The 19304-nt window shown below is 64.6% G+C and carries 21 protein-coding genes and 1 riboswitch; of the genes, 3 read left to right on the forward strand and 18 right to left on the reverse strand.

All coding sequences use genetic code 11. From position 1 onward, the window contains the following. Window positions 1–12 precede the first annotated feature (12 nt). From hisC to CDV44_RS00765, 14 genes are all read right to left on the reverse strand, one after another. Complete coding sequence (gene hisC, locus CDV44_RS00700) at window positions 13–1077, reverse strand: histidinol-phosphate transaminase (RefSeq protein ID WP_087686272.1); 1065 nt, start codon at window positions 1075–1077, stop codon at window positions 13–15. 110 nt (window positions 1078–1187) lie between these two features. Further along, window positions 1188–1802, reverse strand: a complete 615-nt coding sequence (locus CDV44_RS00705) for a hypothetical protein (RefSeq protein ID WP_087686273.1) — start codon at window positions 1800–1802, stop codon at window positions 1188–1190. Window position 1803: 1 nt separating this feature from the next. Then, entirely contained in the window at window positions 1804–3126 is a 1323-nt protein-coding gene (hisD, locus tag CDV44_RS00710) for a histidinol dehydrogenase (RefSeq protein WP_087686274.1), read from the reverse strand. Further along, window positions 3123–3803, reverse strand: a complete 681-nt coding sequence (gene hisG, locus CDV44_RS00715; protein ID WP_058376332.1) for an ATP phosphoribosyltransferase — start codon at window positions 3801–3803, stop codon at window positions 3123–3125. The genes hisD and hisG overlap by 4 nt, the downstream gene beginning before the upstream one ends. Next, a complete protein-coding gene (murA, locus tag CDV44_RS00720; RefSeq protein WP_249277357.1) occupies window positions 3800–5140 on the reverse strand; it encodes a UDP-N-acetylglucosamine 1-carboxyvinyltransferase in 1341 nt (446 codons plus the stop codon). Before murA ends, hisG begins: the two co-directional genes overlap by 4 nt. Next, on the reverse strand, window positions 5137–5376 hold the full coding sequence (locus CDV44_RS00725) for a BolA family protein (protein ID WP_087686275.1): 240 nt from the start codon (window positions 5374–5376) through the stop codon (window positions 5137–5139). The genes murA and CDV44_RS00725 overlap by 4 nt, the downstream gene beginning before the upstream one ends. A gap of 20 nt (window positions 5377–5396) precedes the next feature. Continuing rightward, complete coding sequence (locus CDV44_RS00730; protein ID WP_058376334.1) at window positions 5397–6152, reverse strand: ABC transporter permease; 756 nt, start codon at window positions 6150–6152, stop codon at window positions 5397–5399. Next, window positions 6149–7075 (reverse strand): ABC transporter ATP-binding protein, encoded by a 927-nt coding sequence (locus tag CDV44_RS00735; RefSeq protein ID WP_087686276.1) that lies wholly within the window; start codon window positions 7073–7075, stop codon window positions 6149–6151. The genes CDV44_RS00730 and CDV44_RS00735 overlap by 4 nt, the downstream gene beginning before the upstream one ends. A 350-nt stretch (window positions 7076–7425) precedes the next feature. Continuing rightward, the gene (locus tag CDV44_RS00740; protein WP_058376336.1) at window positions 7426–7683 is read right to left on the reverse strand and encodes a lipid asymmetry maintenance protein MlaB; all 258 of its coding nucleotides are present in this window, start codon (window positions 7681–7683) and stop codon (window positions 7426–7428) included. A 4-nt stretch (window positions 7684–7687) separates the two neighbouring features. Then, complete coding sequence (locus CDV44_RS00745; protein ID WP_058376337.1) at window positions 7688–8308, reverse strand: phospholipid-binding protein MlaC; 621 nt, start codon at window positions 8306–8308, stop codon at window positions 7688–7690. Window positions 8309–8499: 191 nt separating this feature from the next. Further along, a complete protein-coding gene (locus CDV44_RS00750) occupies window positions 8500–9381 on the reverse strand; it encodes a VacJ family lipoprotein (protein WP_087686277.1) in 882 nt (293 codons plus the stop codon). Between the two features lie 5 nt (window positions 9382–9386). Continuing rightward, window positions 9387–9929, reverse strand: a complete 543-nt coding sequence (gene mlaD / locus CDV44_RS00755) for an outer membrane lipid asymmetry maintenance protein MlaD (RefSeq protein WP_058376339.1) — start codon at window positions 9927–9929, stop codon at window positions 9387–9389. Between the two features lie 54 nt (window positions 9930–9983). After that, complete coding sequence (gene mlaE, locus CDV44_RS00760) at window positions 9984–10751, reverse strand: lipid asymmetry maintenance ABC transporter permease subunit MlaE (protein WP_087686278.1); 768 nt, start codon at window positions 10749–10751, stop codon at window positions 9984–9986. Beyond that, window positions 10748–11560, reverse strand: a complete 813-nt coding sequence (locus tag CDV44_RS00765) for an ABC transporter ATP-binding protein (protein ID WP_087686325.1) — start codon at window positions 11558–11560, stop codon at window positions 10748–10750. The genes mlaE and CDV44_RS00765 overlap by 4 nt, the downstream gene beginning before the upstream one ends. A 338-nt stretch (window positions 11561–11898) precedes the next feature. Between CDV44_RS00765 and CDV44_RS00770 the strand changes: the two genes are divergently transcribed. Then, window positions 11899–12384 carry a GNAT family N-acetyltransferase gene (locus CDV44_RS00770; protein ID WP_087686279.1) on the forward strand — a complete coding sequence of 162 codons (486 nt, stop codon included), beginning with the start codon at window positions 11899–11901 and terminating at the stop codon, window positions 12382–12384. A 75-nt stretch (window positions 12385–12459) separates the two neighbouring features. On the opposite strand, the gene CDV44_RS00775 is transcribed toward CDV44_RS00770, so the two are convergent. The 4 genes from CDV44_RS00775 to CDV44_RS00790 are packed head-to-tail and all read right to left on the reverse strand — an operon-like array spanning window position 12460 to window position 15889. Further along, window positions 12460–13689, reverse strand: coding sequence for a thiamine phosphate synthase (locus tag CDV44_RS00775; protein ID WP_249277358.1), 1230 nt, complete (start codon window positions 13687–13689; stop codon window positions 12460–12462). Beyond that, window positions 13686–14534, reverse strand: coding sequence for a thiazole synthase (locus tag CDV44_RS00780; RefSeq protein WP_087686280.1), 849 nt, complete (start codon window positions 14532–14534; stop codon window positions 13686–13688). Before CDV44_RS00780 ends, CDV44_RS00775 begins: the two co-directional genes overlap by 4 nt. A gap of 1 nt (window position 14535) precedes the next feature. Next, entirely contained in the window at window positions 14536–14733 is a 198-nt protein-coding gene (gene thiS, locus CDV44_RS00785) for a sulfur carrier protein ThiS (RefSeq protein WP_087686281.1), read from the reverse strand. A 16-nt stretch (window positions 14734–14749) separates the two neighbouring features. After that, window positions 14750–15889, reverse strand: coding sequence for an FAD-dependent oxidoreductase (locus CDV44_RS00790; protein WP_087686282.1), 1140 nt, complete (start codon window positions 15887–15889; stop codon window positions 14750–14752). Between the two features lie 133 nt (window positions 15890–16022). Then, window positions 16023–16148: riboswitch (TPP riboswitch) on the reverse strand. A 310-nt stretch (window positions 16149–16458) separates the two neighbouring features. On the opposite strand from CDV44_RS00790, the gene CDV44_RS00795 reads away from it, so the two are divergent. Together CDV44_RS00795 and CDV44_RS00800 are read left to right on the forward strand one after the other, a co-directional pair. Next, complete coding sequence (locus CDV44_RS00795; protein ID WP_087686283.1) at window positions 16459–18264, forward strand: ABC transporter ATP-binding protein/permease; 1806 nt, start codon at window positions 16459–16461, stop codon at window positions 18262–18264. A 156-nt stretch (window positions 18265–18420) separates the two neighbouring features. Continuing rightward, complete coding sequence (locus CDV44_RS00800; RefSeq protein ID WP_087686327.1) at window positions 18421–19209, forward strand: SDR family oxidoreductase; 789 nt, start codon at window positions 18421–18423, stop codon at window positions 19207–19209. Window positions 19210–19304 lie beyond the last annotated feature (95 nt).

Genomic DNA, 19304 nt, shown 5'->3' on the forward strand with positions numbered 1-19304 from the left:
TCTTGTAGCTTGTTAGAGTGATGCGGCCAAGGCTTCGACCATCGCCGCATTCTCCGTGGGGGTGCCGACCGTCAAGCGCAGGCAATTGGCCAGCAATACGTGCATTTTACCCACGTTTTTGATCAACACCTTGCGGGCGAGCAGGCCCGCGAAGGTTTTGTCGGCATCCGGCACCCGCACGAGCAGGAAATTCGCATCGCTCGGGTACACGCTCACCCCGGGCAGCGCCGCCACGGCAGCCGCCAGCCGGCTGCGCTCGGCCCGCAATTCGGCCGCCTGCGCATCGAGCACGTCCAGGTGATCGAGCATGAATTCGGCACACGCCTGCGTGAGCACGTTCACGTTGTACGGCGGACGCACCTTGTCGAATTGGTCGAGCCACTGCGCACTGCCGGCCAGATACCCCAGCCGGATCCCGGCCAGCCCCAGCTTCGACACCGTGCGCATGACGACGACGTTCGGGAAATCCGCCAGACGCGGCATCCACGTCTTGCCCGCAAACGGCTGGTAAGCCTCGTCGATGACCACGAGGCCGCCGCTGGCGGCGCGCACCAGCGTCTCGATCTCGTCGTCGGCAAACAGGTTGCCGGTCGGGTTGTTCGGGTACGCCAGATACACCACCGCGCCCGGATGCGCCGCAATGGCGTTCAGCATGGCCGGCATATCGAGCGAGAAGTCAGCCTTCAGCGGCACGCCCACGAACTCGATGCCCGCAAAGCGCGACGACATTTCGTACATCACGAAACCCGGCATCGGTGCGATCACTGCTGCGCCCGGACGGGCCGTGGCGGTCGCGATCATGCTGATGATTTCGTCAGATCCGTTGCCCAGCAACAGCTTCGCCCCGGCCGGCACACCCATCGCATGCGAGAGCTTGGCGAGCAGCGCAGCGGGGCGCGGCGCCGGGTAGCGATTGAGGGCCACCTCGGCCAGACGATGACCCAGCGCGGTGCGCAGGGCTTCGGGCAGCCCGTAGGGGTTCTCCATCGCGTCGAGCTTCAGCAGGCCGCTGGCATCGGGCACGGGATAGGTGCTCATGGCGAGCACTTCGGGGCGAATCACTTGATCGACAGACATGAGGGTCGGACCACCTGAATGGATAACGCGCGAATCGGTTTGAAGGACTGAAGCGTGTGAATCTACGAAGTCTACGAGCCGCCGAGGTCTACGACGCCAGCCGCGGCAAATCAGTTGAAAGCGAACGTCAGCAGTCCGGCATCGGCCCCGTCGATCTTGACGGTGCAGCGGCGCCCGGTCTCCACGCTGCCGAGCGCATCGGTGATGCGCTGCACGCGCACGCCGGTTTGCCACGACAGCGCCTGCGCCACCGCCGGGCTCACGCGCGCGGGCGATTCCTCGGCTTCGCAACGCATGGCCACCAGCCGGTTGCCCACGCGGCCGAACACACCGTGCGCGACTTCGTCGTCGGTGCCGCGCAAGGCCGTCTTGCCGTCCAGACGCAGCACGTAGACGTCGTTATCGAACGCCTGCCGGCGCACGCATACGGTCATGCGCTCGACAGACGCGCCTTCGAACGTCGCGTGCTGGCAGTAATTCCCGGCAGCATGCGCCGCTGAGCCGGCCGCCGCGCCGAGCGCGAACAGCGCGGTAACACGCACAACGAAGCGCATGACAAAGCGCGTGAAAAAACGCACGGCAGCACGCCGCCCGGCCAGCACGGGGCGGGCAGGCAGCATGACTGACGATGCAGGGGATAGGGCGAGCGATGCGCGAGCCCGACGCCGGGACGTAGCCGGCGCCGAAGCGATTTGCACGGCGGGCCACAGGGCGTCGTCGCGCATGTCAGGACTCGTGATGCAGACGGAATTCGGCGCTGCGCGCGTGGGCTTGCAGGCCCTCGCCGTAGGCCAGTTCGGCAGCGATTTCGCCGAGCATGCGGGCACCGCCTTCGCTCACTTCGATCAGGCTCGAACGCTTGATGAAGTCGTACACACCCAGCGGCGACGAGAAGCGTGCCGTGCGCGAGGTCGGCAGCACGTGGTTCGGCCCGGCGCAGTAATCGCCCAGACTTTCGCTCGTGAACTTGCCGAGGAAAATCGCACCGGCGTGGCGAATCTTGTCGCCCCACTGCTGCGCGTTTTCCGTCGAGATCTCAAGGTGTTCCGGCGCGATCACGTTAGCGATCTCGCAGGCTTCGTTCATGTCGCGCACCTTGACCAGTGCGCCACGGCCTTGCAGCGACGCCGCGATCACATCGCAGCGCGGCATCTCGTCGATCTGACGCTCCATCGACTGGTGCACGCGGGCGAGATACGCCGCATCCGGGCACAGCAGAATCGACTGCGCGAGTTCGTCGTGCTCGGCTTGCGAGAACAGGTCCATCGCCACCCAGTCCGGGTCGGTCGTGCCGTCGCAGATCACGAGAATTTCCGACGGGCCGGCGATCATGTCGATGCCGACGGTGCCGAACACGCGACGCTTGGCCGCGGCCACGAACGCGTTGCCCGGGCCGACGATCTTGTCGACCGCCGGCACGGTCTCGGTGCCATAAGCCAGTGCGCCCACAGCTTGCGCGCCGCCGATGGTGAACACGCGGTCCACGCCTGCGATGTGCGCAGCCGCCAGCACCAGCGGGTTCTGCACGCCGTCGGGCGTGGGCACCACCATGATGATTTCCTTCACGCCAGCCACACGCGCGGGAATCGCATTCATCAGCACCGACGACGGATACGCCGCCTTGCCACCCGGCACGTAGATGCCCACGCGATCGAGCGGCGTGACCTTCTGACCGAGCACCGTGCCGTCCGACTCGGTGTACTGCCAGCTATGGCTGCCGCATTCGATGCGTTGCTTCTCGTGATAGGCGCGCACGCGCGCAGCGGCCGCTTCCAGCGCCGCACGGCGCTTGGGCTCCAGACTCTCCAGCGCCGCTTCGAGTGCCGTGGCCGGCAGCTCCAGCGCGGTCATGCCGGAAGCGCTCAGGCGGTCGAACTTGTTGGTGTATTCAATGACGGCTGCATCGCCGCGCGTCTTCACGTCGGCGAGGATCTCGGCAGCCGCGCGATCGATGGCGGCGTCTTCGCTCGCCTCGAACGCCAGCACGTCGCGAAGCTGCTTCGCGAAGCCGTCGGCAGAGGAATCGAGTTTGCGAATATCGAGTTTCATGCTGTTTGGCGGGAGGCCTGCTCGAAGGCATCCAGAATAGGCTGCAACGACTCGCGCTTCAACTTGAGCGCAGCCTGGTTGATCACGAGGCGGGACGAGATCTCCATGATCTCCTCCACTTCCACCAGATTATTGGCCCGCAGCGTGCCGCCGGTGCTCACCAGATCGACAATCGCGTCGGCCAGGCCCACCAGCGGGCCCAGTTCCATCGAACCGTACAGCTTGATCAGGTCGACGTGCACACCCTTGGCCGCAAAGTGCTCGCGCGCGGTCTGCACGTACTTGGTGGCCACCCGCAGGCGGGCGCCCTGACGCACGGCGTTCGCGTAATCGAAGCCCTTCGGTACAGCAACAGACATGCGGCAACGGGCAATGTTCAAATCGATCGGCTGATACAGGCCGCCACCGCCGTGCTCGATGAGCACATCCTTGCCGGCCACGCCGAAGTCGGCAGCACCGTATTGCACATACGTCGGCACGTCGGTTGCGCGTACGATGATCACGCGCAGGTTCGGGTCCGTGGTCGGCAGAATCAGCTTGCGCGAGGTCTCGGGATCTTCCGTGACTTCGATACCGGCAGCAGCGAGCAGCGGCAGCGTTTCCGTAAAGATACGCCCTTTCGAAAGCGCCAGCGTCAGCGGTTGGCTGAGCGGCTGGGCAGACTTGGCGGAACTCATGCAATCTCTCCCTGGCGTGCTTGCACACGACGGATTCGCGCGCCCACGGCGCACAACTTGGCCTCGATACGATGATAGCCGCGATCGAGGTGATGAATACGGTCGACGAGCGTGCGGCCATCGGCCGTCAGGCCCGCCACGATCAGGCTGGCGGAGGCGCGCAGGTCGGTTGCCATCACATGCGCACCCGACAGGCGTTCCACGCCGGCAATACGCGCGGTATTGCCTTCGATGCCGATATTCGCGCCCAGACGCAGCAATTCCTGCACGTGCATGAAGCGGTTCTCGAAGATCGTCTCGACGACCTGCGATGCACCTTCTGCAATGCAGTTCAGCGCCATGAACTGCGCCTGCATGTCGGTCGGGAACGCCGGATATTCCGACGTCTGAAAACTCACGGCCTGCGCGCGTCGATCCATCGACACACGCAACCAATCCGCACCCGCAGTCACATTCGCGCCGGTCTCGCGCAATTTCGCGATCACGGCATCGAGCGTGCCCGGCACCACGCGACGCAGCGTGATATCGCCGCGTGTGGCCACGGCCGCGCACAGGAACGTGCCGGCTTCGATGCGATCGGGCACGACGTCGTGCGTTGCACCATGCAAGCGCGCCACGCCGGTCACCACCAGACGCTCGGTGCCGATGCCTTCGATCTTCGCGCCCATCTTCACCAGCAGGTTCGCCAGATCGGTCACTTCCGGCTCACGGGCGGCGTTGGCCAGCACGGTCACACCGTCGGCCAGCGTCGCTGCCATGAGCAGGTTTTCGGTGCCGGTCACGGTGATCATGTCGGTCACGAGCGTCTCGCCGCGCAGGCGCGCCGCCTTCGCCACGATATCGCCATGCGTGAGTGTGATCTCGGCGCCCATCTTTTGCAGGCCCTTGATGTGCTGATCGACCGGACGCGCACCAATGGCGCACCCGCCCGGCAGCGACACACGCGCCTCGCCGCAACGTGCAAGCAACGGCCCGAGCACGAGGATCGACGCCCGCATGGTCTTCACCAGTTCATACGGGGCGGCCGCCTCGGTGATCTGCGACGCGTCGAGCGTCACCGACTCGCCATCGCGTTCGACCTTCACGCCCATGCGCGCGAGCAGCGTCAGCATGGTGCGCACGTCGTGCAGATCGGGGACGTTGCCAAGCACCAGCGGCTCGGCCGTCAGCAGACTTGCACACAGAATCGGCAGCGCGGCATTCTTCGCGCCCGACACGGTAATTTCTCCCGCCAGCCGCTCGCCACCTTCGATTTCCAGATGGTCTGCGGCCACACGCTCGCCGGCGGCGGACTCGCCGTTACCGGCTGCGCCGGCGCTTTCTTGCGTAATCCTCATTGCGCCTGATACTCCGCCGGCGTCAGCGTCTTCATCGACAACGCGTGAATTTCTGCCTTCATGCGATCGCCCAAGGCGGCGTACACCAGTTGATGGCGTGCGATGAGGCGCCGGCCTTCGAACTGCGCGCTCACGATGGTCGCGTAGAAGTGCTGGCCATCGCCTTCGACGGCGACGTGCTCACAAGCCAGTCCGGCTTCGATGTACTGTTTGATTTGTTCTGGGGTGGGCAGCATTTTGCCGATCCTAAGAAAGTTCAGTGACGCAGTTTGTAGCCGCGGCGCAGCAGATTCAGCGCCACGGTTGCGAGTATCAGGAACGTCGCGCCGACGACCGCCAGGCTCGTGGCCGGCGAGACATCGGAGACGCCGAAGAAGCCGTAGCGGAACCCGTCGATCATGTAGAAGAACGGGTTGAAGTGCGACACGGCTTGCCACAGCGGCGGCAACGAATGAATCGAATAGAACACGCCCGCGAGGAACGTCGCCGGCATGATCAGGAAGTTCTGGAACGCCGCGAGCTGGTCGAATTTCTCGGCCCAGATGCCCGCAATCAGTCCGAGCGTGCCGAGAATCGCCGCGCCCAGGAACGCGAAACCGAGAATCCACAACGGCGCGGCAAACGTCAGATGCGTGAACGTCACGGTCACGAGGAACACGCCGAAGCCGACGCACAGTCCACGCACCACGGCGGCCAGCACGTACGCACCGAACATCTCCCAATGCGAGAGCGGCGGCAGCAGCACGAACACCAGATTGCCGGTGATCTTCGACTGAATGAGCGACGAGGAACTGTTCGCGAACGCGTTCTGCAACACGCTCATCATCACCAGACCCGGCACCAGAAACGACGTGTAAGTGATCTGGTCGTAGACCTTCACACGGTCTTCGAGCACGTGGCCGAAGATCATCAGATACAGCAGCGCGGTAAGCACCGGCGCCGCCACCGTCTGGAAGCTCACCTTCCAGAAGCGCAGCACTTCCTTATAGAACAGCGTACGAAAACCGATCATGCTGCCACCTCCTGCGCGCGCGCACCGGACATGATCTGCACGAAAACGTCTTCGAGATCTGCCTTCTGAATTTCAATGTCTTCGACGATGCCGCCGGCCGCACGGCAGGTGGCGAGAATCGACTCGACTTCGTCACAGCCCGCCAGACGCAGTGCGAACTGACGCCCGCCGGTGTCTTGTCCGTCCACGAGGAGCGGACGCAGCGAATCGGGCAACGTGCCCTGACGGAAGCGCAGCACCAGCCGCGTGCCCGCAAAACGCTGCAACAGCGATGCCGTGCGTTCCAGTGCGACGACTTCGCCGCGCTTGAGCATGGCAATGCGGTCGCACAGCGCTTCGGCTTCTTCGAGATAGTGCGTGGTGAGAACGATGGTGTGACCTTCGCGGTTCAGGCGCGAGATGAACTTCCAGAGCGTCTGACGCAGTTCGACGTCGACCCCGGCGGTCGGCTCGTCGAGCACGATCACCGGCGGACGATGCACGAGCGCCTGCGCCACCAGCACGCGGCGCTTCATGCCGCCCGAGAGCTGGCGCATGTTCGCATCAGCCTTGTCGGTCAGATCGAGATTGGCCATCACTTCGTCGATCCAGTCGTCGTTGCGCGTGAGGCCGAAGTAGCCCGACTGAATGCGCAGCGTCTCACGCACCGAGAAAAACGGATCGAAGACGAGCTCCTGCGGCACCACGCCGAGCTTGCGGCGGGCGTTGCGGTAGTCGCGCACGACATCGTGACCAAGTACGCTGATGCTGCCGGCGTCGGCACGGGCCAGACCTGCGAGGATGCTGATGAGCGTCGTCTTGCCGGCGCCGTTGGGGCCGAGCAGACCGAAGAATTCACCTTCTTCGATCGAGAAGCTGACGCCCTTGAGCGCCTGCAACGCCTCATAGCGTTTTTTGACGTTACGGATTTCGATGGCGGCCATGGGCTGCACGCGCCCGGCTTGGCGGACGCGCCATTTTTTGTAACTCCGGACACGGCGCGCCGAGCGCGCAAACCGGGGAGGATGGCGGCAATGACGGCGTCGGTGCCCCGAATGGGGGGTTACCGCTCAATAGACGGCGGAAAACCCCTGATTATAAAGGAAGCGGGAGTCCGCCGTGGTTTTGGCCGACGGGTCAGCCCGCCAGGCCCCGCCCTGCTGGATTCGACAGGCATCGGCGCTCCGTGCCGGAACAAACACCGGAACAAAAAAAGCGCCGTCGTGGGACGGCGCTTTTTCTGGATTCCGAGGGCTTGGTGGGCTGGCCACCCCGCCGACAGGGCACCGGCCGATCAGCTCGAGAGCAGATGGTCGACGCCGTACACCAGCGCGAGGCTGGCCAATCCTGTCGGCAAGTTAGTGAACGCCAACGTCAACCCACGTCGGCCGGCATGGCGGCGCAAGGCCAGCAGCACGGCCAGTGCCGATGAGTCGAAGCGCGTGAGCCCCGCGCAATCGACGTGGGTTTCCCCCGCGTCGATGCGATCGATGGCCTGCGCGAGCACCTCACCGGCGGTGTCGTGCGTGAGATCGGTTTGCAAAGCGAGCATGCGCTTACTTGCCGCCCGAGAGCTGCTGGTTGCGCGTCTTCAGGAACTGGATCAGACCATCGATTCCGCTCTTGTTGATCTGCTCGGCAAACTGGCTGCGGTACGTCTGGATCAGCCACGAGCCGAACACGCTCATGTCATACAGTTTCCATTCGCCACTCGCCGTCTTGTACAGGCGGTAGTCGAGCTCGAACGGCTGGCCATTGTTGAGCACGCTGGTGTTGACCGCGACATCGGTATCGCCCGGTTGCGCGCGGAACGGCTTGTACTCGACCTGTTGATCACGAATCGATGCGATAGCACCGGCGTACGTGTACAGCAGCAACTTTCGGAACTCGGTCGTGAGCTGGTCGCGTTGCGCCGGCGTGGCCGTCGCCCATGCACGGCCAGTGGCCAGTTGCGTGGTCTTCGCGAAATCCGCGTGCGGCATGATCTTGGTTTCGATCAGCTTGGTAATGCTGTTCAGGTCACCGCGTTGAATGTTCGGATCGGTCTTGGCAGCGGCCATGACCTCGGACACCGTCTGCTTGACCAGCGCGTCAGGCGCCTGGGCCTGTGCCATCGCCGAGCCCGCAGCGGTAAGCGTCATAAATGCCATGACGGGAATGAGCCAGAACTTCTTCATTGTGGACTTCCTCTTTCGAGTGACGAGTGTTGCGGGTTTTGATACCCGCGTTACGTGTTGAGTTCGCAGATTCCCGCCGGCGCGTTGTAACAAACTGTTGCCTGACGGGCCTGACGGGCACATCCCGCATGGCGGGACGCAGCGAGGTGTTGGTACGACAGGACGCGCGCGAACGCGCGTCCCTCATGAGATCAACGACGGAACGGCAGACCACCCGGCACCATCGTGCCCGGCAGCGGCGAGCCTTGCGGCGAACCCGGTTCCGGCTCGGCCGATGCACCCGATGCCGGCGCCGGCATTGGCTGCGCACCCGCGCCAGCCGCCGCGCCTGCGGCACCCGCACCAGCAGCGCCGTCTTCCTCTTCGTAGTTCGGCAGCGGGGCACTCCCCGATGCGCCGCCGCTGATCAGGTACTTGCGGCGTGCCAGATAGGCGTCACGCGTGAACGAATACGGATCGAGCGCTGCTGCTTCGAGCAGGTTCGAAGCGTCGAGCAGGTTGGCCCGCGTGTTCACCAGACGCACACCATACAGCGAGTAGCTCACCCAATCCGGCTTGATATAGGACGTCGGATCGAGGTACAGATTGGCCGCCATCCCGGCCGTGTCGCGCACCGTGCTCGGGCCGAGCAGCGGCAACACCAGGTACGGGCCGTCAGGCACGCCCCACTTGCCGAGCGTCACACCGAAGTCCTGGCTATGCTTGGGCAAGCCGGCCGGGGTTGCAAAGTCGAACAGACCACCCACGCCCCAGAGCGTATTGATCGTCAGGCGCATCAGATCCTGAACGGCCGCCGTGATCTGCAATTGCAGCAGGTTGTTGGCGAAGTTGTACACGTCGCCGACGTTCGAGAAGAAGTTCGTGACCATGTCGCGCCCGGGTTGCGGCACCACAAAGCGGTAGCCCTTCGCTACCGGGGTCATGACAGCCTTGTCGAGCTTGTCGTTGAACGTGTACATCGAACGGTTGAACCCTTCGATGGGGTCGGTCGGCGTGGGGTTCGTCACAGTGGCGCAGCCGGCCAGCGTCAAGGCGCCGACGGCCAGCACTGCCGAAGTACGGAAGCGGGTCATTTCTTTTATTTTCCTTGGTTAGCCGTTGCCCCTTGTCCCGGCGCGGCAGCCGGTGCAGGCGCTGCCGACGCGCCGCCCGGTTGGGCCCCGCCAGCATCCGCCGCCTTGTTATACAGGAACTGGCCGATCAGGTTTTCCAACACAATTGCGGACTGCGTGAGCGTGATCGTATCACCGGCTTTCAACATTTGATCGTCACCCCCGGGTTCGAGCCCGATGTACTGCTCGCCGAGCAGGCCGGAGGTCAGGATCTTCGCCGACGAATCTTTCGGGAACTGGTACTGCGAATCGATGTTGAGCGTGACGCTGGCCAGATAGCGTTTGTCGTCGAACTGAATCGACGACACGCGTCCGACCACCACACCCGCGCTCTTGACGGCGGCGCGCGGCTTGAGCCCGCCGATATTGTCGAAGCGCACGGTGACCGGGTACGTACTCGAGAACGACAGCGAACTCATGTTACCCGCCTTGAGTGCGAGAAACAGCAGTGCCGCGAAGCCGAGAACCACGAACAAGCCGACCCAGAAGTCGAGAGGGTGTTTTTTCATTGTGTCAGTGTGCGCAATCTGTCTGTAGTTGTCTTAGGCGGGATCGCCTGACGGTTAGCTGAACATCAAGGCCGTGAGCAGGAAGTCGAGCGCCAGCACGGCCAGCGACGCCTGCACCACCGTGCGTGTCGTCGCGCGCGAGACACCCTCGGGCGTCGGCTGAGCTTCAAACCCCTGATACAGCGCAATAAAAGTCACGGCAATGCCGAACACGACGCTCTTGATCACGCCGTTGGCGACATCCGCCCAGACGTCGACGCCGCCCTGCATCTGCGACCAGAACGCGCCGCTGTCGACACCGATCATCTGCACGCCGACCAGATAACCGCCGAAGATACCGACCGCCGAGAAGATCGCGGCAAGAATCGGCATCGCAATCACGCCCGCCCAGAAACGCGGCGCAACGACGCGCGCGATCGGGTCGATCGCCATCATCTCCATCGCCGTTAACTGCTCGCCGGCTTTCATCAGGCCGATCTCCGCCGTGAGCGACGTCCCCGCGCGCCCGGCAAACAGCAGTGCCGTGACGACCGGACCGAGCTCACGCACGAGCGACAGCGCGACGAGCAGGCCGAGGGCCTGTTCCGAACCGTACTTGTTAAGCGTGTAATAGCCTTGCAGGCCCAGCACGAAGCCGACAAACAGGCCCGAGACCGCAATGATCACGAACGAGTAGTTGCCGACGAAGTGAATTTGATCGGTCACCAGACGCGGGCGTCGCAGCAGCGCACCGGTCGACCTCAACATGCGCAGGAACAAGCGCGCGCCATAGCCCAGGCGCTCGACATGCCCGCGGACAAAACCGCCGATCGCCGTGATCATGCGCGGCCTCCCATGCCGAAATCTTCCGCAAGCGGCAACGCGGGGTACTGAAACTTCACCGGGCCGTCCGGTTGCGCGTCGATGAACTGGCGCACGGTCGGGTCCTGCGAGGCCCGCAGGTCCTCCGGCGTCCCCTCGGCACCGATTCGGCCTTCGGTAATGAAATAAATGTAATCGGCGATAGCGAAAGTCTCGGAAACATCGTGCGACACAATGATCGACGTGGCGCCCAACGCATCGTTGAGCTTGCGAATCAGGTTCGCCGTGATGCCCATGGAGATCGGGTCGAGACCGGTGAACGGCTCGTCGTACATGACCAGATCCGGATCGAGCGCAATCGTGCGCGCCAGCGCGACGCGTCGCGCCATGCCGCCCGAAATCTCGGCCGGCTTCATGTCGCGCGCCCCGCGCAAGCCCACGGCGTTGAGCTTCATGAGCACCAGATCACGAATCATCTCTTCATCGAGACGCGTATGTTCACGCAGCGGAAACGCCACATTGTCGAACACCGTCATGTCGGTAAAGAGCGCGCCAAACTGGAACAGCATGCCCATGCGGCGGCGCAACTTGTACCAACCGTCCCGGTCCAGCGACGACACATCGGTGCCATCGAAATCGACGACGCCACGGCTGGCATGGACCAGACCGCCGATCAGGCGCAGGACCGTGGTCTTCCCACAGCCGGAGCCGCCCATGACCGCAATGACCTTGCCGCGCGGAAACCGCATGTTCAGCCCGGAAAGGACGAGGCGTTCGCCATAACCGAAGCTAACGTCGCGCAATTCGAGCAGATTTTCCGTATTCGGGATAGGCACGTTTCGGGTCTTATAGTGCGGCGCAAAACGCCAATTATAGGGGGGAATGCCGATCGATGCCGTCCACGGGGAGGCTGTGACAGGCAGTACTGGCAGTTGCCCGCGGGATTTTACAGGCGGGCGGCCGGCACCGCAGAACCCCGTTCCGATGCGCGTAACGGGGAAAAACGTAACCCCGGCAAGGACTTAGGAAGGGTTTGATCGGCGCAGCTGTTGCGCCGTTGCTACAATATGCCGCTTTGGGCAATAAACCATTGATTGTTATGCAGTCTTCTCCGGCCGGGCCTGACGCCAGCGCGCCTGCGCCCTCGACTCGATTTCAGACGCGTCCGATGCGCCCCGCCGACCTTCCCCAAGTGTTGGTGGTGCAGGCACAGGCCTATGGCGACGTGATGCTGGAATCGGAAGCCACGCTGGGCTCGCGTCTGGCGCTGTCCCCCGCCACCTGCTGGGTTGCCGTGGATGAAGCCGCCGTGGTGGCCGGGTATCTGTTCACGCATCCGTGGCAACTCGCCGCCCCGCCACCGCTCGACATGGCACTCGACGCCCTGCCCGATGCCCCCGATTGCTGGTACGTCCACGATATGGCGCTCGCGCCACGTACGCGAGGCGCGGGCGTAGCGGCTCGCCTGTACGAAGCCGCATTGGCCTCGGCACAGACACTTGGGCTTGCCGCCTCCGCGCTCGTTGCAGTGCAGCAATCGCAAGGCTTCTGGGCGCGTTTCGGCTACGTGGCCGCTGCCGACGTCTCACCGCTGATCGCGGCGAAGCTGGCCGGTTACGGCGACGGCGCGGTGTTCATGACGCGTACGTTGTAATTCGGGCGGCAGTGCACGGCACATCGCCGCCACCCTCACCACCTCCCGCACACGACGTCACGCCCTCACCCGTCGTCATGCCCGTTTCGCAAATTCCGTTTGCATGCCCTTGACGGCCACTGCCACGTCGGCGGCCTCCGTCACGGCGCGCACCACAGCCGTGCAACCCACGCCAGTCTCCAGCACCTGCGGCAAGTTCTGCGCATCGATGCCGCCGATGGCAACGAGCGGGTAGTGCGGCGAAATCAGCTTCACGTAGCGCGCGAGCTTGGCCAGCCCTTGCGGCGCGGTGGCGATGACCTTGGTCGTCGTCGGGAACACGGCCCCCACGGCCAGATAGCTCGGGCGGAAGTGGTGAGCCGCGAGAATCTCGTAATAGCCGTGCGTGCTGATGCCCAGTCGCATGCCGCTTGCGTGCAGCGTTTCAACTTCAGCGGCGGAAAGCGCCGCCATGTCCTCCTGCCCCAGATGCACGCCGTAGGCGTTTGCCTTCGCCGCTTCGCGCCAATGGTCATTGATGAACCATGCGCTGTCGTGTGTCACGCGCTTGCCGGCGGCCACCGTGCGCGCGATCTCCGACGTTAGCGCGGGATGGGCCGGGTCCTTGACGCGAAGCTGCACGGTGCCGACCTGAAGGTCAGCCATGCGCTCGCACCAGTCGGCATCGGGGAGGACCGGGTACAACCCCAGCCGTGCCGGACACGCGGGAAATTCACCGGGGCTCGGCACCTGACCAACCACTTCCGGGAACGTCGCCAACACCGTCGGCCAATCCCCCAGTGCGTCGGCATCTTCTGCCCGCGCATGGCTTCCGTCGGTACGCCACGCGCGGCCAAGCACGAGTGCGTCGTGCGGCGCAAAGCCGCAATCGAGAAACGCGGCGAACGCGGGGAAAAACGCAGGATCGTCCACGCCGGCCACGCGATAGATCTCGCCGTCCGCATACAACGTGTCTTCGACGCCACCGCGCGGCAACGCACGCGAGCACAGCACAACCGCACCCGCCGCACGCCACACGTCGATCTGCACCGAGGTGCCGGTATCCAGTGCACCTTGCGGCGTCAGCGGCCACCAGAACACGTCACCTTTGGCAAAACCGCCCGGCGGCACCTGCGCGTGCAGTCGCCATTGCGCGGTAGTCCGGGCATCCGGCCAAGGCGCGAGACGAGCGCGGATCGCGCTGGCCGCCTGTTGCCACGCCAGCGCAAGCGGCGCATCCGCCGGCAGGCACTGCACGTGATGCAAAGGATCGATATGCCCTGAATCACCGGGCGTTCGTGCAGCCGCGCGGGCGGACATCGTCATGAGTAGTCCTTGCTGTGCCAGAACGGCACGCCGACCACCGGCGTGCTGGCCTCGGCGCTCTCGCGCTCGGCCATCGGCCCGGCGAGCCACGCACTGCGACCCGCCTTGATGGCAGACGCGAACGCACCGGCCATTTCCACCGGTTGCGCCGCCAGCGCCACGGCCGTGTTCAGCAGCACGCCATCGAAACCCCATTCCATCACCTGACAGGCATGCGACGGCAGACCGAGACCCGCATCGACGATGAGCGGCGTGTCGGGCAGGCGATCGCGCAGCAAGCGCAGGCCATACGGATTGATCACACCCTTGCCGGTGCCGATCGGCGCGCCCCACGGCATCAGCGCCTGACAACCGACGTCGAGCAGACGGCGGCACAGCACCAGATCCTCGGTGCAGTACGGCAGCACCTTGAAGCCGTCGCGAATCAATTGTTCAGCGGCCGTGACGAGACCAAACGGGTCGGGCTGCAACGTGTAGTCGTCACCGATGAGTTCGAGCTTGATCCAGTCGGTCTCGAACACTTCGCGCGCCATTTGCGCGGTGGTCACCGCTTCCTGGACGGAATGGCAGCCCGCCGTATTGGGCAGCACGGGCACGGCGAGGCGTCGCAGCGTGTCCCAGAAATGGCTTTCCGACGCCTGCGCGCCGGTGCCCGAGAGTTGACGGCGCAGCGCCACGGTCACCATGCCGGGGCGGGCGGTGTCGATGGAATCGTTCAGCGCCTGCAACGACGGATAGCGCGCGGTGCCGAGCAAAAAGCGGCTGCCGAAGCGGGTGTCATAGAGGGTCAGCGCGTCGCGCGTGCTGCCTGCGGCCACGTTGGCCGATTCGGTAATTGCGTTCATTTCAGCCTCCGGCGACCGGTTGCACGACATCGACTTTGTCGCCCGGCACGAGCGCGCGCGCAGCGTATTGGGTCTTGGGCACGAACTGCCCGTTCACGGCGGCCGCGAACGGCGGCTTGGCGCCGTAGGCCGCCAGTGCGTCGGCAAGCGTTGCCGCGTCTGCCACGCTCAGCGTCTGTTGATTGATCTGGATATCCATTGCGTACTGTTCCCTCTCAAGCCCGGCGGAACAGGTCCGGCCAAGGCCGGCTTGCTCGCCACGTCTCCCAATCGAGCGCGTCTCCTACTGCCGTTGGCGCGCCCTTCGTTTGCATCAATGCCTGCGCCAGTGCGCACGCTTCGCCCGTCACCGCCGGCGCCAGCAGATAGCCGTGCCGGTAGAGGCCGTTCACGCGCAACAGCCGCGCACCGTCCCACTGCACGCGCGGCAGGTGATCGGGCAGCGCCGGGCGGCAGTTGACGTTCAACTCGACGATGCGCGCCTCACCGAACGCAGGGTTCAGCGAATGCGCCGCCGAGAGCAATTCGAGCGCCGAGCGCACCGTCATCGGCGACATGTCTTCAGATTCGAGCTCGGTCGCGCCGATCACATAGAGATCGTTCTCTTTAGGCGCGATGTAGATCGGATAGCGCGGATGCAGCAATCGCACCGGACGGCGCAGGCCGATCCCCGGCGCGTGAATGCGCACGACTTCGCCGCGCACACCGCGAAGCTGCGTGAGCGCAGCGCGTGCGCCCAGGCCGCGACAGTCGATGACGAGACCCGCGTCGGGGTAGTCCCCTTCGGTAATTTCGGTGTTCCAGTGCAATTCGGCACCGGCTTTTGCCAGCCCAGCGGCGAGTGCACGCAGCAACTGGCGGTTATCGAGCTGGCCCTCGTTGGGCAGCAGCCAGCCTTCCTGAAAGCGTCCGGCGAGCGCGGGCTCGACTTCGGCGAGCGATTTCGCCCCTTGGCCGCCGAGGCGTTCTACACCACCACGCAGCAACTCAGGCGGGGCGTTGGCGCGCATGCGGCGGTCGAACATCACGGCTTCGGCGCGGTCGGGCTGGTGCCACACGACGAGCGTGCCGTTGCGTTGGAAAAACACGTGTTCGGGCAGGCCGTCGATCAGCCCGGGCCAGCGCTCGAGCCCGACGGCGCCCATTTCGACGATGCTCGGCTCGGCCACGGCCGCTTCGGCCAGCGGCGCGAGCATCGCGGCGGCGACCCAGCCGGCGGCAGACGAGCCGTCGGCATCGCCGCGCTCATAAAGCGCGACGCGCGCGCCGGCGCGAATCAGTTGCCACGCGACGAGACGGCCGGACAGCCCCCCGCCGAGCACGGCAACGTCGGGACGTGAAGTCGTGGCGCTCATACGCGCACGCCCGCACAGGCCATCTCGGCGTGCAGGCACTCAGGGCAATGCGAAGGAATTTGCGGAAGGTAACGCATGGGGTCCTTTCCTCATGAAAGCAAAAGGACGAAACGGTGCCAGGCACCTTACCCCACTGGAGGAGTCGGAAACTTCCCACGCCGGTATTACCCGGGTCGGGTGCAAAGGGTCTCTCTCAGCCCCGCGATCGTCACGCATGGTCTACACCCGCGTCAGATACGGAGCACCCCTGTTTCGCCCGCAGCCATTACAACATAGATGCCGACGCCCGTGCAAGCTGGCTTCCCGGGTGGGTAGACGCTCGACGCGTCTCGTTTTTTGACGTTTTTCCCGGGCGTTGTAACAGCGCGTAAACTGAATTTCGGCGTGACGCGAGCCCTGGGCCGGGAATCGTGCAACACACTGAGGAAGACGACGGTCAAACGAACCGTCGGGTACCGGTGAAGCCGTCGGGGCGTCATCGGGCACTCGATCCGGAACACGCGCGGCCGCGCGCCTCCGGGCACTCCCCATAACACGTTGCACCACTGCGGCAACGCCGCCAGACGATCATGGCCCACACGCCGACGCCACCCACGCCACCCGCCTCGCCGGAGGTTCCGCCGCCGGGCGCCACCGATCCGGCGAAGCCGGCGCCAACGCCCCCGAAATCGCCCACGGCATGGCAACTGATCCGGCCGTACTGGGTCTCCGAAAAGCGTTGGGAAGGACGCCGCCTGCTGCTGCTCGTGATCGCCCTGAATCTCGCGGTGGTGTTCATCAACGTGCGCCTGAACGCGTGGAACGCGCGCTTTTACGACGCCCTCGACAAGCGCAACTGGCCGATCTTCACTTCGTCGCTGATGGAGTTCGCCGTGCTGGCGTTCAGCTTCATCATCATCGCGACGTTTCGCACGTACTTCCGGCAGATGCTGGAAATCAAGTGGCGGCAGTGGGTTACCGATACGAATCTGACGAAGTGGTTCACGCGTCAGGCGTATTACCGCATCGAGCGCGATCATCTGGCGGACAACCCCGACCAGCGTATTTCCGAGGACATTCGTACGCTGGTGAATTCCTCGCTGGCGCTCTCGCTGGACCTGCTGACCACGCTCGTCTCGCTGTTCTCGTTCGTGACGATTCTCTGGACGATTTCGGGTGCCGTCTCGTTCGCGCTTGGCACGATGAACGTGACGGTGCCCGGCTACATGGTCTGGGTCGCGGCCCTGTATGCCGTGGTCGGCTCGTTCTTCATCTTCAAGGTCGGCCGCCCGCTCGTCGGACTCAGCTATCGCCAGCAACAAGTGGAAGCCGACTTCCGTTTTCTGCTGGTACGGCTGCGTGAAAGCTCGGAGCAGATCGCGCTGTATCGCGGCGAAGGCGCGGAGCTTTCGCGCCTGAAATCGGCCTTTGGCGCGGTGCGCGACAACTGGTGGCAGATCATGGTCGTCACCAAGCGGCTGATTTTCGCGAACTCGATTTACGGTCAGATAGCCATCGTGTTTCCGATCATGGCAGCGGCGCCCCGGTACTTCGCGGGCGCCTTCACGCTGGGCGTGCTGATGCGCATCATCGATGCGTTCGGACAGGTCAGCGATGGTTTCTCGTGGTTCGTGAACAGCTTCACGACGCTGGCCGACTGGAAAGCCACGATCAACCGGTTACGGGAATTTACACGCGTGATCGACGAACCGCCGCGCGCCGGCGGCATTGCGGTGGTCCCCGCGCAGGCCGGTGCAGCACCCGCGTTCACCGCCACCGATCTGCAACTCGCGCTGCCGAACGGCGCACCGCTCGCGAACGTCGGCTCGTTTGCCTTCGCACGCGGCTCGCGCTGGCTGGTGCGCGGGCGCTCCGGCTGCGGCAAGAGCACGATGTTGCGCGCGCTGGCCGGGCTGTGGCCATTCGGCAGTGGACAGGTCGACGTGCCCGCCAATGCGCGCGTCCTGTTCCTGTCGCAACAGAGCTATCTGCCGATCGATACGCTGGCGGCTGCGCTTGCCTTCCCGTCGCCGCCGCAAAGCTTTACCGATGCGCAGTATCGCGATGCACTCGCTGCGGTGAGCCTCGGGCAATACAGCAACGATCTGCAAACCGTCGCGCATTGGGCACGGCGTCTGTCGGGCGGCGAACAGCAACGGCTCGCGGCAGCCCGTGCGCTGCTTCAGAAACCCGACTTCCTCTTTCTCGATGAAGCGACCAGCGCGCTCGATGTCGAAACCGAGGAAGCCGTGTACGACGCGCTGCACGCTAATCTTCCCGATACGACGATGGTCAGTGTTGCGCATCGCGAGACACTCGGCCGATTCCATCAGCACACCATGACGCTGCATCCTGTCGAGGAGGTTGCGCCACCGCGCGCGGTTGGCGCGGCATAGTGATTTGCGCCTCGTTTCACCGCTGCTTTCGGCATTCGCACAACGGTATTGGCCGCGTCTTTGTTCACTTCCTAATTAATATTGACGCGGCTATTCCACGCCTCGCCCCGTTTGGCATAATCACACGCACCCTCCGCTTTATCCGGGCTCACTGTGATTACCCCTACTTCTTCGTCCGGCGGCCACGCCAGACGCACTATCGTCGTGACCGGTGCCGCCTCTGGCATCGGTGCCGCCATCGCACGACACCTCGCCGCCCCCGACACGCAACTTCTGCTGCACACACGCGGCAGTTCCCCTGAGAGCCAACAGCGGCTCGCCGACGTTCGCACCCTGTGCGAATCGCTCGGCGCGAACTGCGCTGTGTGGCTGGGCGATCTCTCGGATGTGTCTGCGGCCGCGCGACTGATCGACGCCGCCCGCGACGCCTTCGGCCCTATCGATCAGATCGTCAGCAATGCGGGTTTCGCGACACGCCAAAGTCTCGCTGACATCGACGACGAGGCCTTTGCTCACGCACTGGCGGCCATGCCCGGCACCTTCGCCGCGCTGCTGCGCTGCGCCCTGCCCGACTTGCAACGCTCGTCGCGCGCGAGCATCGTCGCGATCAGCTCGTTCGTCGCGCATCGTATCGCCGCGAACACGACCGGTTTCCCCGCGACAGCCGCCGCGAAAGCCGCCATCGAAGCGCTCGCGAAAAGCGCCGCCGCCGAGTACGCGCGCGCCGGTATTACGGTGAACTGCGTGGCACCGGGCTACACCCGCAAGGACGGCGGACACTCCGCGATGGACCCGGCCGCATGGCAACGCGCTGCCGACGCCACCCCGACCGGCCGCCTCTGCGAACCCGATGACATTGCCGCACTCGCCGCCTTCCTGCTCGGCCCGCACGCCCGGCAGATCACCGGCCAGGTCATTCACGTCGACGGCGGCCTGACGATTTAACACCGCGTCAGAACAACAACACCGTGCGACGGCACAGGTGACCGGCGCAGGCAGCGCTGGCAGCACACACATAACGACAAATACACGATTCACCG

This window comes from Pandoraea sp. PE-S2R-1 (genome assembly GCF_002179865.1).
Lineage (GTDB): Bacteria > Pseudomonadota > Gammaproteobacteria > Burkholderiales > Burkholderiaceae > Pandoraea.

Bases quoted from the DNA above. Each gene is read 5' to 3' on its own strand.
- hisC (WP_087686272.1), bottom strand. From the start codon at position 1,077: ATGTCTGTCGATCAAGTGATTCGCCCCGAAGTGCTCGCCATGAGCACC.
- CDV44_RS00705 (WP_087686273.1), bottom strand. From the start codon at position 1,802: ATGCGCGACGACGCCCTGTGGCCCGCCGTGCAAATCGCTTCGGCGCCG.
- hisD (WP_087686274.1), bottom strand. From the start codon at position 3,126: ATGAAACTCGATATTCGCAAACTCGATTCCTCTGCCGACGGCTTCGCG.
- hisG (WP_058376332.1), bottom strand. From the start codon at position 3,803: ATGAGTTCCGCCAAGTCTGCCCAGCCGCTCAGCCAACCGCTGACGCTG.
- murA (WP_249277357.1), bottom strand. From the start codon at position 5,140: ATGAGGATTACGCAAGAAAGCGCCGGCGCAGCCGGTAACGGCGAGTCC.
- CDV44_RS00725 (WP_087686275.1), bottom strand. From the start codon at position 5,376: ATGCTGCCCACCCCAGAACAAATCAAACAGTACATCGAAGCCGGACTG.
- CDV44_RS00730 (WP_058376334.1), bottom strand. From the start codon at position 6,152: ATGATCGGTTTTCGTACGCTGTTCTATAAGGAAGTGCTGCGCTTCTGG.
- CDV44_RS00735 (WP_087686276.1), bottom strand. From the start codon at position 7,075: ATGGCCGCCATCGAAATCCGTAACGTCAAAAAACGCTATGAGGCGTTG.
- CDV44_RS00740 (WP_058376336.1), bottom strand. From the start codon at position 7,683: ATGCTCGCTTTGCAAACCGATCTCACGCACGACACCGCCGGTGAGGTG.
- CDV44_RS00745 (WP_058376337.1), bottom strand. From the start codon at position 8,308: ATGAAGAAGTTCTGGCTCATTCCCGTCATGGCATTTATGACGCTTACC.
- CDV44_RS00750 (WP_087686277.1), bottom strand. From the start codon at position 9,381: ATGACCCGCTTCCGTACTTCGGCAGTGCTGGCCGTCGGCGCCTTGACG.
- mlaD (WP_058376339.1), bottom strand. From the start codon at position 9,929: ATGAAAAAACACCCTCTCGACTTCTGGGTCGGCTTGTTCGTGGTTCTC.
- mlaE (WP_087686278.1), bottom strand. From the start codon at position 10,751: ATGATCACGGCGATCGGCGGTTTTGTCCGCGGGCATGTCGAGCGCCTG.
- CDV44_RS00770 (WP_087686279.1), top strand. From the start codon at position 11,899: ATGCGCCCCGCCGACCTTCCCCAAGTGTTGGTGGTGCAGGCACAGGCC.
- CDV44_RS00775 (WP_249277358.1), bottom strand. From the start codon at position 13,689: ATGACGATGTCCGCCCGCGCGGCTGCACGAACGCCCGGTGATTCAGGG.
- CDV44_RS00780 (WP_087686280.1), bottom strand. From the start codon at position 14,534: ATGAACGCAATTACCGAATCGGCCAACGTGGCCGCAGGCAGCACGCGC.
- thiS (WP_087686281.1), bottom strand. From the start codon at position 14,733: ATGGATATCCAGATCAATCAACAGACGCTGAGCGTGGCAGACGCGGCA.
- CDV44_RS00790 (WP_087686282.1), bottom strand. From the start codon at position 15,889: ATGAGCGCCACGACTTCACGTCCCGACGTTGCCGTGCTCGGCGGGGGG.
- CDV44_RS00795 (WP_087686283.1), top strand. From the start codon at position 16,459: ATGGCCCACACGCCGACGCCACCCACGCCACCCGCCTCGCCGGAGGTT.